Annotated in this window: 14 protein-coding genes; 11 read left to right on the forward strand and 3 right to left on the reverse strand. The window is 38.0% G+C overall.

The window, feature by feature from the left end; all coding sequences use genetic code 11:
• The first annotated feature begins 51 nt into the window (after positions 1-51).
• From LF886_RS08810 to LF886_RS08835, 6 genes are all read left to right on the forward strand, one after another.
• Positions 52-1,662 carry a Na+/H+ antiporter gene (locus LF886_RS08810; RefSeq protein ID WP_236853756.1) on the forward strand — a complete coding sequence of 537 codons (1,611 nt, stop codon included), beginning with the start codon at positions 52-54 and terminating at the stop codon, positions 1,660-1,662.
• A gap of 276 nt (positions 1,663-1,938) precedes the next feature.
• The gene (locus tag LF886_RS08815; protein WP_236853757.1) at positions 1,939-2,250 is read left to right on the forward strand and encodes a hypothetical protein; all 312 of its coding nucleotides are present in this window, start codon (positions 1,939-1,941) and stop codon (positions 2,248-2,250) included.
• Positions 2,251-2,260: 10 nt separating this feature from the next.
• On the forward strand, positions 2,261-2,845 hold the full coding sequence (locus LF886_RS08820) for a Crp/Fnr family transcriptional regulator (protein WP_236853758.1): 585 nt from the start codon (positions 2,261-2,263) through the stop codon (positions 2,843-2,845).
• Positions 2,846-3,366: 521 nt separating this feature from the next.
• Positions 3,367-4,242, forward strand: a complete 876-nt coding sequence (locus tag LF886_RS08825) for a pirin family protein (RefSeq protein ID WP_236853759.1) — start codon at positions 3,367-3,369, stop codon at positions 4,240-4,242.
• Positions 4,243-4,287: 45 nt separating this feature from the next.
• Positions 4,288-5,016 carry a M17 family peptidase N-terminal domain-containing protein gene (locus LF886_RS08830; protein WP_236853760.1) on the forward strand — a complete coding sequence of 243 codons (729 nt, stop codon included), beginning with the start codon at positions 4,288-4,290 and terminating at the stop codon, positions 5,014-5,016.
• 395 nt (positions 5,017-5,411) lie between these two features.
• On the forward strand, positions 5,412-7,538 hold the full coding sequence (locus tag LF886_RS08835; protein ID WP_236853761.1) for a type IA DNA topoisomerase: 2,127 nt from the start codon (positions 5,412-5,414) through the stop codon (positions 7,536-7,538).
• A gap of 342 nt (positions 7,539-7,880) precedes the next feature.
• Here the strand turns inward: LF886_RS08835 and LF886_RS08840 are convergent, their stop codons facing one another.
• Both LF886_RS08840 and LF886_RS08845 read right to left on the reverse strand, forming a co-directional pair.
• The gene (locus LF886_RS08840) at positions 7,881-8,303 is read right to left on the reverse strand and encodes a hypothetical protein (RefSeq protein ID WP_236853762.1); all 423 of its coding nucleotides are present in this window, start codon (positions 8,301-8,303) and stop codon (positions 7,881-7,883) included.
• A 75-nt stretch (positions 8,304-8,378) separates the two neighbouring features.
• Complete coding sequence (locus tag LF886_RS08845; protein WP_236853763.1) at positions 8,379-9,248, reverse strand: helix-turn-helix domain-containing protein; 870 nt, start codon at positions 9,246-9,248, stop codon at positions 8,379-8,381.
• A gap of 102 nt (positions 9,249-9,350) precedes the next feature.
• Between LF886_RS08845 and LF886_RS08850 the strand changes: the two genes are divergently transcribed.
• From LF886_RS08850 to LF886_RS08870, 5 genes are all read left to right on the forward strand, one after another.
• On the forward strand, positions 9,351-10,757 hold the full coding sequence (locus tag LF886_RS08850) for an aldehyde dehydrogenase family protein (protein WP_236853764.1): 1,407 nt from the start codon (positions 9,351-9,353) through the stop codon (positions 10,755-10,757).
• A 17-nt stretch (positions 10,758-10,774) separates the two neighbouring features.
• Positions 10,775-11,203, forward strand: coding sequence for a GMC family oxidoreductase (locus tag LF886_RS24100; RefSeq protein WP_410685576.1), 429 nt, complete (start codon positions 10,775-10,777; stop codon positions 11,201-11,203).
• A 38-nt stretch (positions 11,204-11,241) separates the two neighbouring features.
• On the forward strand, positions 11,242-12,324 hold the full coding sequence (locus tag LF886_RS24105; protein WP_410685629.1) for a GMC family oxidoreductase: 1,083 nt from the start codon (positions 11,242-11,244) through the stop codon (positions 12,322-12,324).
• Between the two features lie 126 nt (positions 12,325-12,450).
• Positions 12,451-12,873 carry a PaaI family thioesterase gene (locus tag LF886_RS08865; RefSeq protein WP_236853765.1) on the forward strand — a complete coding sequence of 141 codons (423 nt, stop codon included), beginning with the start codon at positions 12,451-12,453 and terminating at the stop codon, positions 12,871-12,873.
• Between the two features lie 119 nt (positions 12,874-12,992).
• Complete coding sequence (locus tag LF886_RS08870; protein ID WP_124533348.1) at positions 12,993-13,337, forward strand: phage holin family protein; 345 nt, start codon at positions 12,993-12,995, stop codon at positions 13,335-13,337.
• 50 nt (positions 13,338-13,387) lie between these two features.
• Here LF886_RS08870 and LF886_RS08875 read toward each other — a convergent pair whose 3' ends face one another.
• Positions 13,388-14,254: a chitobiase/beta-hexosaminidase C-terminal domain-containing protein gene (locus tag LF886_RS08875; protein ID WP_236853766.1), complete on the reverse strand. Its 867-nt coding sequence runs from the start codon at positions 14,252-14,254 to the stop codon at positions 13,388-13,390.
• Positions 14,255-14,354 lie beyond the last annotated feature (100 nt).

The raw sequence follows: 14,354 nt of genomic DNA on the forward strand, positions 1-14,354 counted from the left end.
CGGAATCTAAAACCTAACTTCTAACCTCTAATTTCTAACTACTAAAAACACATGCACGAACAACTCCTTTTAATCCTGGGACTTTTATTACTCGTTATGATGCTGGTGATGCTGGCACAGCGGATCAAAATTGCTTATCCTATTTTTCTTGTGCTTGCCGGATTAGGAATCAGTATTATTCCCGGAGTACCCGTTTTAAAGCTGGATCCGGATATTATATTTTTAATTTTTCTACCCCCTCTTTTATATGAAGCGGCCTGGTATACCTCATGGAATGATTTCTGGAAATGGAAACGTCCCATCAGTCTGCTGGCCTTCGGTCTGGTATTTCTGACATCTTTAGTGGTAGCATATACTTCACAAATGCTCATTCCTGGTTTTACGCTCGCATTAGGGTTTTTATTGGGAGGAATTGTTTCACCGCCGGATGCTGTAGCAGCTGCTACCGTTTTAAAAGGATTGAAAGTTCCTAAACGAACCCTTGCCATCCTGGAAGGAGAAAGTCTGATTAATGATGCTTCTTCCCTGATCGTTTTCAGATTTGCTCTGGCGGCAGTAATGACAGAAGCTTTTTCAATGCATGAAGCGACAGGTCAGTTTTTTCTGGTAGCAGGAATGGGAATTGTTGTCGGGATTGCAGGAGCTCATATTTTCTATGCCATTCACCGTTTTTTGCCTACAACGCCAGCTATTGATGCAGCACTTACAGTGATGACTCCTTATATTCTGTTTCTTTCTGCAGAACATTTTCATTTCTCGGGAGTAATGGCTGTAGTGAGCGGAGGATTATTTATGTCTTTCCGTGCTCATGAAATTTTCAAAACAGGAACCACAAGAATCAATATGACCGGAGTCTGGAACACCATGATTTTTGTAATGAACGCCTTAGTTTTTGTATTAATAGGTCTTGAACTTCCGGATATCATCAATGGACTGGGGGAAACTTCTTTAATGGATGGAATCAAATATGGTTTAATAATAAGTCTGATCGTCATTGCGGTACGTTTGTTATGGATCTATCCCGTGGCTCATCTTCCAAGATGGTTCAGTGAAAAAGCCCGACGTGACCCAAATCCGGGATGGAAAAATCCTTTGATCATAGGCTGGGCAGGAATGAGAGGAGTTGTTTCTCTCGCAACAGCCTTGTCGATCCCGGTAATGATGAACTCACAAGCAGAGTTTCCGATGAGAAATCTGATCATTTTTATCACATTTGTGGTCATTTTTGTGACCTTAGTATTTCAGGGTTTGACATTACCTTTGGTGATTAAATTAATCAAGATCGGGGAGATAGATCCTATTCTTCCTTCCCATGAACAGCAGGCTGGAATTCAGATGAGGCTGGATAAGCTTGCCGTCCATAAACTTGATAAAGAATACAATGAAACGGTGAACAGCAATAGTCTGCTTGAGAATCTTAAAAAGGCACTGGAAAGTGATATCCAGCTTCACCAGAATCATTTAAGTTCTATTGAAATGTGCACCAACAGAATGAACGATATGGCAGAATATCATAAAGTGATGCTGGATATATTTGCCTTGCAGAGAAAAGAACTGTTTAAAATGAAACGCGAAAAACTCTTCAGTGACGACGAAATCCGAAAAGCAGAATCACAGTTGGACCTGAATGAACTGAAAATTACAGGGAATAAGCATTTGTAGGATGGGTTCGGGAGGCGAGTTTCGAGTTTGAGGGTGAAGGAGTTTGAGAGTCGGAGTGTTCGGGAGTATTAGGAGTTTTGAAAGTGAATATGAGATTCAAATTGCGAGATACGAGTTTGAGGGTGAAGGAGTTTGAGAGTCGGAGTGTTCGGGAGTATTAGGAGTTTTGAAAGTGAATATGAGATTCAAATTGCGAGATACGAGTTTGAGATTAATATGTTAAGATAACTTTTTTGCCAATTTGTCTTTTCGCCAATAATATAAACATTGAACAAAATGAAAACATTACATTTTTTAGCGATTGGAAAGAACCAGGAAATTCTGGATACTTTAAAAAGAATTATAGAAAATAATGAAGGCTGGACAGCAGAAATACAAAGTGATGAAAATTTCTGTTATGAATATATTAAAGAAAATACCGTAGATATTGTCCTTTTAAGCTCTGGCTTAGAAGAAGATTTTGAGAAAGATATTAAAGTATTTTGCGCAGGATTAGATAAAGAGATTAAAGTGATCGACCATTATGGAGGAGGAAGTGGGCTTTTAAAGAATGAAGTTTACAGTCTTTTTCCTAATTTGCAGGGGTAAACTCTGCATTATGTTTGAAAATATCATCAAAAACATTACCCGATTTATCTCTCTCACTCCCGAAGAAGAAAAAACTTTTACAGATTTGCTTGTCTGTCAGTCGTTTCCTAAGAAAACGGTGTTGCTAAGAGAAGGAGAAATCTGCCAGTTTGAGGGGTATATTCAAAAAGGATGTCTGAGAATGTACTGTCTGGATGATGACGGCACAGAAGTCACTTTACTGTTTGCTATAGAAGATTGGTGGATCAGTGATATTGCATCATTTCAGGAACAGAAACCTTCTAAAGTTTATATTGAAACGCTGGAAGATTCTGAGATCTATATGCTGAATCCCACAACGAAGGAGAAATTACTGCAGGAAATCCCTAAATTCGAAAGAGTTTTCAGAATGCTGGTGCAGAGAAATTTGGCAACACTACAGAGCCGACTGGTAAACACCATCTCCAAAACTGCAACGGACAGATATCTTGAATTCATCAAAGTATATCCTTCAATCCCACAAAGAGTAGCACAATATTATATTGCTTCTTACCTTGGTGTTTCAAAAGAATTTGTAAGTACCATCAGAAAGCGCCTTGCTTCAAAGGAAAAGTAGAACTTTGCTATATAACAGGTCGTAAGAAATGACCTAAGAAAATGGAGCGTTAAAAAAATGAATTCTGTGAACGTTAAGAAAACTCTTATGTCTGAGTGCGGACGAAACAGTGATAATAAATATACATTGTTACCGCACGAGTTTAGAGTTTTTAGAGAACAGATTTCATTTTTAGCGGAAGTTTCTTAAGTCTTGAACTTTTGGTTCATTTTGCTTCAAGGCAAAAGAACAAGAGAATATAATCATCATAATCTCGCAGATTTTATCTTGTAAATAATTTTATCGGATATAAAATCCTTGCACCTTAATAAGCCTTATAATATATATATATATATATATATATATATATTATTGCAGCTTTGCGTTTCCCCAAAAAAACAATCCAATCTAATCACACTGCCGAATACAAAACTATCCGGCATTTTTTTTACTTCAAAGTCATTTATTAAACTAGTTAAATGTGCAGGGATTTCAGTGTCTCTAAATTTGTCCTATCAAACAAGAACAAATAACAATCTGATATGGACAGAAAAGATTTTTTAAAGAAAGGATTATTGGGAACAGGAATGTTTGTAGCATCAGCTTCTTTAGCCAGCGCTATGAAAAATGACATCGACGAGATCGAACCACTAGAACCGATCGGATACAATCATCTTCCCAATACAGAATCAAAAATAAAAGAAAATTCTGTGATTCACAGAGCAGATTCAAGAGGAAAAGCAGACCACGGATGGCTGTTGAGCCAGCACACTTTCAGTTTTGCCAATTATTATAATCCTGAAAGAATGCATTTTGGAGTGTTAAGAGTCCTGAATGATGACCAAGTAGAATCAGGAAGAGGTTTCGGAACACATCCTCACGATAATATGGAAATCATCAGTATTCCTCTGGAAGGTGATCTTGAACACAAGGACAGTATGGGAAATACAGCAGTGATCAGAAGTGGAGATATCCAGGCAATGAGTGCAGGAACCGGAATCATGCACAGCGAATTCAACAAAAACAGTGATCAGTCTGTAAAATTCCTTCAAATCTGGATTTACCCGAAAAAGAGAAATGTTACCCCAAGATATGATCAGATCACTTTAGACAAAACAAAAGGGCACAACGAATTTCAGCAGATTCTTTCTCCCAATGCAGATGACGAAGGAGTATGGATCCATCAGGACGCGTGGTTTCACCTTGGAACTTTTGATCAGAATATGGAAACTCATTATCAGATCAGAAAAAAAGGAAACGGATTGTATGTTTTTATCCTTAAAGGAAGCGCAGAAATAGGTGGAGAGACCATTGAAGAACGTGATGGGTTCGGAGTTTGGGATATTCAGGAAATTAAGATCAAAGCACTTAAAGAAGGTACAGAAGTTCTTTTGATGGAAGTACCGATGACCCTATAACAAACATTCCAAAAAATATAGGAACAACTAATACGATAAAAAGTCATGAAAAAATTAAGCAAATTATACATTATTGCAGGGATACTGTTCACAACATTGATTTTCTCACAAACTACAACAGCCATAGGAACCTCTAAAACCTGGGGAATCGTAGACGGAATCTCAATGGTAGGATTAGTACAAGGTCCTTCATCAGCACATGCTCAGCTTCAGGTAGCTTGTGTTTTTGAATATACAGAAGGAGACATCTTCAATGCTCAGGCTTTACCGGCCAATTTGAACGGATTAGTTCATCTGGATGAGGCTTTAAAGGGAGAACTGACCAATATCAGAAAAGCAGGGCAGTTTCAGGGACATTCTTTGGAAACCATTTTAATTACACCTCCTGCCGGATCGATGTCTGCAAAGAAATTATTGTTGATCGGTTTAGGTGACCGTAATAAATTCACACCCGATTTAATGACCTCAGTAGGTGAAGTAGCAGCCCGTGAAGCCATGAGATTAGGCGTTACCAATTTTGCCTTTGCCAGTGATCTGAAAGATGCCGGAATAGATTCTCCCACCGCCCTGGTAGCAGGAAATGTTGTAAGAGGAATCGTAGATGCTAACCGTTCTGAAAATTACCTGAAAGAACACAAACTTTCCACAACCAAAAAATTAGAAAAAGTATATCTTCTGGCTGGTCCTGCCTTCTTTGAAACCGCAGGTGGAGGAATTGCCGATGCCATTTCAGAAGCTCAAAAAAATAATGAACTAGTTTCATTACATTGTTGATTTGGCCCTCTTTTTATAAGGGGGCTTTTTTATAAAAAATATGATCACGATTACATATCTAACAAGCAATTTATTTAAACGCAAAGTTTAATAAATTTTTAAAAAATTCTAAGAGAGCAAAGATGGAATCAACTTCATTGATTTTTATAAGCTTGTGGATTATCCTTTCGCTTCATCAGCGACTCTAGTCGCATTTCTTTGCTCCCTCAAATAAACAATAGAATCCAATAACCTTTGCGTTTAAATAAATGGATATAATATATTGTAAAACTTCACATCTTTAGAATAAAAAACGTAATTTCCTCTCTTTCAATTCCAAGCCCTCAACCCTTAACTAAGTTTGCAATGTCAAAAAAAATCCCGATTTTTGCACTCCTTCAATAAACCCCGAGTTCATGAAATTATGTATTGCCGAGAAACCCAGTGTTGCCAGAGATATCGCCAAAGTATTGGGCGCTACCATGCCTAAGCAAGGCTATATGGAAGGAAACGGCTATTGCGTAACATGGACGTTCGGACATCTTTGTACTTTGAAAGAACCTCACGACTACGGTCCTCAGTTCAAATCATGGAATTTGTTTTCACTACCAATCATTCCAAGCAGTTTTGGTATCAAGCTGATTCCGAACAAAGGCGTTGAAAATCAGTTTAAAGTGATTGAAAGATTAGTTGAGGAATGTGATGAGGTCATTAACTGCGGGGATGCCGGGCAGGAGGGAGAACTCATTCAGCGTTGGGTATTGCAGAAGGCAAAATGCAACAAACCCATCCAGCGTTTATGGATATCTTCATTGACGGAAGAGGCTATCAAAGAAGGTTTTGCGAGTTTAAAACCTGCGGAAGATTATAAAAATCTGTATTTGGCTGGAAATGCCAGAGCGATAGGAGATTGGCTATTGGGAATCAATGCCACAAGGCTTTTTACCAAGAAATTTGGAGGTAATAAAGCAGTTCTTTCCATTGGAAGGGTTCAGACCCCGACCTTGGCGATGCTGGTTCAGCGTCAGAAAGAAATTGATGCATTTACTACAGAAGAATATTGGGAACTGAAAACCAAATATCGTGACGTCATTTTCAATGCTGCGATCGACCGTTTAAAAACGTTGGAACGGGCAGAAAAAGGACTGGAATATCTTAAAGTAAACCCATTTGAAATCGTTTCTTTCGAAATTAAAGAAGGAAAAGAAAAAAATCCACGACTTTTCGATTTGACCGGACTTCAGGTAGAAGCCAACAAAAAATATGGATATTCAGCAGAAAATACGTTGAATTATATCCAGAGCCTTTATGAAAAGAAACACGTAACCTATCCGCGTGTTGATACCACTTATCTATCAGAAAGTTTATATCCGAAAATAGGCGGTATTCTTCAGAAAATGTATCCTTATCAGGAATTAATTGCTCCGTTATTGGAAGCTCCGATTCCAAAATCAAAAGCCGTTTTTGATGATGCAAAAGTAACCGATCACCATGCGATCATTCCTACGGAAATTCCACCTTCTCAGAATCTGAGCAGGGAAGAGAAACTGATCTATGATCTGATTGCGAAGCGTTTTATTGCCGTATTCTACCCGGAATGTAAAATTTCCAATACGTTGGTAGAAGGAAAAGTAGGAACTATTCCTTTCAAAACCAGCGGTAGACAAGTCCTGGAACCGGGATGGAGAGCCGTTTATGCTAAAGAACCCAAAGAAGAATCTGCTGATAAGGAAAAAGAAAAAGAGGAAGAACAGACGATTCCTGAATTTATAGTAGGGGAAACCGGACCACACGATCCGATGATCCACCAGGGGAAAACTACCCCTCCAAAAGCTTATACCGAAGCAACATTGCTGAGAGCGATGGAAACTGCCGGAAAACAGGTAGAGGACGAAGAGCTGCGTGAAATGTTGAAAAATAACGGGATCGGAAGACCATCCACCCGTGCCAATATCATCGAAACCCTTTTCAAAAGAAAGTACATTGAGAAGAAAAGGAAAAACCTCATCGCTACCCAAACCGGAATCCAGCTGATTGATACCATTGAAGACGAGCTGCTAAAGAGTCCTGAACTGACAGGAGAATGGGAATCTAAACTTCGTAAAATTGAAAAAGGGGAGTATGAAGCCAATCTCTTCAAAGAAGAATTGATTCAGATGGTTACAGAACTGACTGAGAAAGTAGTGTACGGAAAAGGAAAAGTCATTACCCTGCAGGGAGAAGAAAAAGAAGAAGTAAAGGAAAAGAAAAAAAGAGAACCTGCACAGAAAAAAGAACTTCAGTCCTGGGAAGAAACGAAATGCCCGAAATGTAAAGAGCACAATCTGATCAAAGGAAAAACCGCAGTAGGATGTTCTGATTTTAAAAATTGTGGCTTTAAAATTACCTTCGAAATTTTCGGTAAAAAACTGTCTGATAAACAGCTTTTAGATTTAGTTTTAAAAGGAAAAACATCGAAATTGAAAGGATTCACTACCCATCCGGAAGCACTTGCAGAAGGTATTTTGACTTTAACTGACGACTTTCAGGTACAGCTTAGCTAATTAATATTGAATTTAATCCAAAAATCTACTCAATCCGTGAGAGGATAAAAATCTGTGACAAATAAAATAAAAGTTATCGTTTAGTGGAGAATACGGGATTCGAACCCGTGACCTTTTGACTGCCAGTCAAAAGCGCCAGCTTTTTGTATATTAAGATTATGTTTGGATTCTTATAGCATGACAAATATAGCGTTTAATTTATTCACACAACTTGTTATTCAGTAGGAATCCAGCCTATATTTTTACAACTTTTATTCTAATAAAAATAGGACAACTGAAGACGTGAAAATTCCCCTCTTCTGAAGGGGTGGCGAAAATTCAAAGAATTTTTGACGGGGTGGTTTACCGGAACAACCTCTCATACCAACCGCCAACATCCTTCTTAATCTCCTCATGATGTTTACATAAAATCATAGCCAGTTCCAGCTCAGACCTTTCAGATTTATAAGGATTCAAAGTAAGAAATCCAAAGAAATTTCCGTCCTGATCAACGATTGCCGGAGGATAAGCTCCATAAGTATTCCATGGAGAATAGGTACTGTAGGTACTTCCATAGTTTCCATAGGTGTTCCAGATTGATCTTGAACTGAACACATTCCCGTAGTCACTAAACTTATTCCATATCGAATTTTTATCAAAATTATCACAGTTCAGACATCCCAGATATTGATCCCGGTCGGCACCTCCATACAAATGTAAAGTCTGCGCATGAAAAATGCAGCATAGGAGAAAACTTAAGACGATGAACACTTTTTTACTGTACATAAGATGATTACTTTATTAAATAATGATAACTACCAGAAATGAAAAGACAGATATCAACTTCCAGCCCCAATTATATTAATCTATTTTAAATTTCTTCGGAGACTTTCCGGTGATCTGGGTAAATTTTCTATAAAAATACTCCAGTGTATTAAAACCGGATTCAAAACATATATTTTTAATACCAATTTCGGGGTTGCTTATTAATAGCTGCTTGGCGTGTTCTATTCTCAAATGGATAATATATTCTACCGGAGTGCAGTTGTAGGAATGCTTAAACTTTTTAAACAGATTGGCTTCACTCATTCCTGCAATCACGGAAAGTTTCTTTATGGTAATCGGTTCTTTATAATTTTGTTTGATAAAATGAACCACTTCCTGCAGTCCGTTCTGTATACTTTCTGCCTTGTCAGAATACAGCAGAATATGTTTTGCATTGGTCTTCATCAGCTCATAGATCAGTTCCTTCAGACTTAAGCTTAAAAGAAAATCAGAAGTACCATACATACTGTTGTCTATTCTTCTGTTGTAAAGATTGGTAAGGCTTCTCCACAAAGATTCATCTGAGCTTACAAACTTTTTTACCATATTTTCTTTCATCATAATTCCCGTTCTGTCCCAGTCCGGATGCCAGGTTTCAATCACTTCAGAAAATACACTGTCAATATATTCCTGTTCTATATTCAGTACCAGGCATTTTGTGGGCTCTTTGAAAACAGGGTGGATGTCTATACTCAGTTCCTTATTACAGGGCGGGATAAATACACTTCTTTCATTAAACTCAAAAGTCTCATCCTCACTGCGAATGATCTTATTGCCACTCAGCATAAGCGTAATGACAGGCTTTTCAAAAAAGAAAGGAAAATCGTGGCATACTACATTCGTTTCAAACACATTCAATTCACCAAAAGGAATGCTGAAAACAGTTCTTTCTTCGATCTTTTCCATGATAGGTAGAGTTTAGGTTAAAAAAAATAGAGAATAGGTAAATGATTTATATCATGTTATTGCCATTTTCGAACTACGTAAAATACAAAATAAATTAAAACAATGGAAAATACATCATTAGCCAAAGAAAATCATATTTCAGACACCTACTTTTTATCCCTAAATCCTTCTACCTTAGAGGTTATAGGTGGAGTTTCCAATACTTCCCATGAGGAGATTGATGCTAAAATTGAGAAAGCAAAAAAGGCCCAAAAACTATGGTCAGCAAGACCGGATGCAGAAAGAAAAGACATTTTATTAAAAGTTGCGGAAGCTTTACAGCAAAATTCAAAACACCTGGCAGAATGGATCACCCGTGAGCAGGGAAAACCACTTAATGGTCCCGGAGCCCATTTTGAAATGCAGGCCTGTGTAGGCTGGACACAAGTTCCTGCATCACTGGATTTACCTGAAGAAATTGTCTTTGAAGATGAAACAAGGAAAGACGTTGTATACAGAAACCCAATTGGAGTCGTTGCCGCCATTGCTCCCTGGAACTGGCCTCTGATGATTGCGATCTGGCAGATTATTCCATCACTCAGAATGGGAAATGCGGTCATCATCAAACCTTCAGAGTATACCACTTTCTGCAGCCTGGAAATGATTAAAGTAATCAACAGCGTGCTTCCCGAAAATCTTTTACAGGTCGTTACTGGCAGGGGTGAAGTAGGCAGTTATCTTACAGCCCATCCTGAAATTGGAAAAATTATGTTTACAGGATCTATTGCAACAGGGAAAAAAGTGATTGAAGCCTCTGTTAAAAATATGGCACGTCTAACCTTGGAATGCGGAGGAAATGATGCAGGGATTATCTTACCGGGTCTTGATGTAACCAAACATATCGATTCTATTTTCTGGGGAGCTTTCTTAAATATGGGACAGACTTGCGCCTGCTTAAAAAGATTATACGTTCATGAAAATGATTATGAAAAAGTAGTTCAGGCTCTGGCAGACTACTCTTCCAATATTCCGATGGGGAATGGTGCAGATGAGAACAATGTTTTAGGACCGATTCAGAATAAAATGCAGTACGATAAAATTCAGGATCTGATCCGTGATTCTGAAAATATAGGTGCTGATTTCATATTCAGAGGGCAAAAACCAGATCTGGAAGGATATTTTATCCCGGTAACCCTTATCGGAAATGTAGATAACGGAAACAGAATTGTAGATGAAGAACAATTTGGGCCGGTATTGCCTATCATTAAATATAAAAACCTGGAAGAAGCTATCAGTAAAGCCAATGATTCTGAAACAGGATTGGGAGCTTCAGTTTGGAGTGATGATCTTAACGAAGCACAAAATGTAGCGGCAAAATTGGAAGCAGGAACAGTATGGATCAATCAGCATGGTGCCATTCACCCTTTTGTTCCTTTTGGAGGAGTAAAACAATCCGGATATGGAGTGGAATTTGGAATTGAAGGACTCAAAGCAGTCACAGTTCCTAAAGTAATCAGTATCAAAAAATAAAGATCAAATTAAAACTCATGAAATACGATTTTATAATTGTCGGATCCGGTTCGGCAGGAGCTGTAATAGCCAATAGATTAAGTGAAAATGAAAATATAAATGTGCTTCTGCTGGAGGCAGGTCCTGATGATAAAGTTGCTGAGGTACAGGAACAGTCAGGGTGGCCTGCCGTATGGAATACCGAAAGAGACTGGGCTTATCATACCGTGGCGCAGGAACATGCAGGAGGAAATACCCGATACTGGCCTCGTGGTAAGACATTGGGTGGTTCAAGTTCTATCAACGGGCTGATCTACATCAGAGGACATCAGCAGGATTATGATAGCTGGGCTTATAAAGGATGTGTGGGCTGGGATTGGAATGCTGTTTTACCTTATTTTAAAAAATCTGAAACCCACGAAGATGGAGGAGACGATATTCATGGGGAGAAGGGCCGCTTTTTGTAAGCCGTATCAAACATCCGAATGCAATTTCAATAAGCGCTATTGAAGCCTGTAAAGAATTGGGTTATCCTTTGACAGACGATTTTAACAAAGAAATATGGGGAGCGGGGCTTAATCACCTGACGGCAGGAAAAGATGGTAAAAGATGTTCTACTGCAAAAGCATTTTTAGACCCGGTGAAATCCCGTACCAATTTACATATTCACACCAATGCTTTGGCTCAGAAATTAATTTTTGAAGGAAATGAGTGTATCGGAGTTCAGTATTTAAAAGACAGCGAATTAATAGAAGTAGAAGCTGAAAAAGAAGTCATCGTATCCTGTGGAACCATAGAATCTGCCAAGCTTCTGATGATTTCCGGAATCGGGGATAAAGAAGAACTGGAATCAGTGGGAATTTCAGTGGTAAAAGACTTAAAAGGAGTTGGAAAAAACCTTCAGGACCACCTTTTGACCAGTGTTATTTTTAAAGCTAAAAAAGAGATTCCCGCCCCGCAAGCTAATTTACTGGAAGCACAATTATTCTGGAAAAGCAAAGAAGAAATGGTATATCCTGACCTGCAGCCTTTGTTCATGGGACTTCCTTATTACAGCCCTGGATTTACAGGACCGGAGGATGCTTTCACATTCTGCGCAGGCTTTATCAGACCCGCGAGTAAGGGATATATAAAATTAACATCTTCCGATCCCTCTGCACCGCTGGAAATTAATCCAATGTATCTTTCTGAGGAATCTGATCTGGACGCTCTTTACCGCTGCGTTGAAATCTGCCGTGAAATGGGAAGAACAGAAGCAATGAAAGAATGGAATGATGGTGAGATCTATCCGGGAGAAGGAAAAACAAAAGAAGAAGTGATCGATTATATTAAAAAATCATGTTCCACTTACCATCATATGACAGGAACCTGTAAAATGGGAATCGACAGTGAGTCTGTTGTAGACCCAAGACTGAAAGTATATGGAATAAAAGGATTAAGAGTAGCAGATGCATCCATTATGCCCGATGTGGTTTCCGGAAATACCAATGCACCTACCATTATGATTGGAGAAAAAGCAGCTGATATGATTAAAGAAGACCATCATTTGAAAATATCAAGTTCATCAGAAAAGTTATCGTTTGTTTAATTCAGAGTTTAGAAGCTCAAAAAGAAGCCGTTTCATCTGATGTGGAACGGCTTTTTAAATGAAACTTTTTGAATATAATAGAAATAAAAAAGGCTGCAGTCCTTATCTTTGATTAAAATAAAATTCATGACTCCTGAGAAAAGAAAACTTATTACAGACAGCTTCAACCGTTCAGAAACCTTACAATTCTATAAAGCAGAACTGCTGGAAGTAGAAACCGATTTTGTATCCATTAAGATTCCCAAAATGGAAATGATGACGAGAAAAGCCGGAATGTTCAACGGGGCTATGATTGCTTCTCTGGTGGATGTTTCTTCAGGGTATGCATCGGTGAGTCATTACGCAGAAGACTGTTATGTAGTCACAGTTGAATTGAAGGTGAATTATCTTCGTCCTGCCATGGGAGATGCTTTGGTGTCAAAATCCTATGTTTTAAAAGGTGGAGGGAGAATAATTGTAGTGAGAACGGAAATCTATGTTCAAACCGAAGGCTCTGATTCTGAAAGTCATGTTGCCACTTCATTAGTAACCATGATGAAAATAAAATAACAATATAAAGGGAAATAAAGATTAAAATATTCCTTAAACAAAGGGTTTTTGTAGAATTTTTTGTTTGAAATGGAATGGCTTTTGCTCAGTACATCCCATCAACATTAAAAAATAACTCAATGAACTTAATTATCCGATTATTTATCACAGCAATTGTTGCTTATCTTTTAACTAAAATCTTACCGGGAGTACAATTTGAAGGATTTTCTTCAGCCATTATCTTTGCTATTGTGCTTGGGGTTCTTAACATATTTGTAAAGCCTATTTTAAGTCTGTTTGGTCTTCCTTTGACCATTCTTACATTAGGATTCTTTGCCTTAGTAATCAATGCCGGAATTGTACTTATTGCAGACTATTTCATAGATAGCATGGTGGTAGATGGTTTCTGGTGGGCATTTATCTTCAGTATATTATTGTCAATCGTTACTTCACTGGCGAACTCAATGTTCTCAGATGGAGAGTAATTAAAATCATAACAGATCAAAATAAAAATCCGCTCAACGAGCGGATTTTTTTATTTTTTGATGAACTTCAGTAGAACCAGATCTCCTTTCGAGTCTTTCAGTTTTAGAAAATAATTTCCCGAAATAAGGTGATGAATAGAAATTTCCTTTACAAACTGATCCTTTAGAACCACCCTTCCATTCGTATCTATGATCTCATACTCCTGAAAGTTACTGTCGGTATTTACCTTTAAAACGTCTGAAACAGGATTCGGATACACCTTGATTAATACATTTTTATTGTGTGGCAAAGTTTCTTTACCCGCTAAAAATAAGCATGACGGCGGAGTTGTTATAGCTCCGTCCGTAAAATCATAATACAAAGTACTTCCCATAGGAATCAAATTCGTACTTATAGTTGCAGGAATATTTTCAAAAGGAGTACAATTATTAAAACGCACATTGGCACTTTCAAAATCTCGGGTAGTCTTATACCAGGATTCACATCCTGCAGGCTGCATGATCACTCCCGGCCAGAATGTATCCATGGCAAACCCATCAATTGAATTGGGGCTCACCATATCGATCATTACACAGCTTCCTGATGTCCAGGTAGAAGGAACTTTAAAATAAATGACCGCAGAAGGAACACTTCCTGTATAATATTTTTTACTGATGACAGCCGAAGAACTTCCCTGCCCATTGACAAGAAATGCCTTGATTTCTTTATTCTGATCAATGGAGATTTGCACATTGTTAACCGCTGAAGTTGAACTCAGGGTCGGGGTGCTTCCATCAGTCGTATAATAAATAGTTCCGTTTCCATTAATAGTGGCCTGATAAGCATTATAATAATGATTGGAAAAAGGGCTTATCGTTAGTTGTGAAAAAAAGAATGAGGATACGAAAAATGAGGAAAAAAATAGTAATTTTTTCATGAAAAATGGGTATTAGTTTGTTTTCGCTAAAATTAATAAAATTCACCCATACATAAATGATTTATTTTTAAATTTTAGGAAACTTAAATGTTAATTCTTT

Source organism: Chryseobacterium sp. MEBOG07, from assembly GCF_021869745.1.
Lineage (GTDB): Bacteria > Bacteroidota > Bacteroidia > Flavobacteriales > Weeksellaceae > Chryseobacterium > Chryseobacterium viscerum.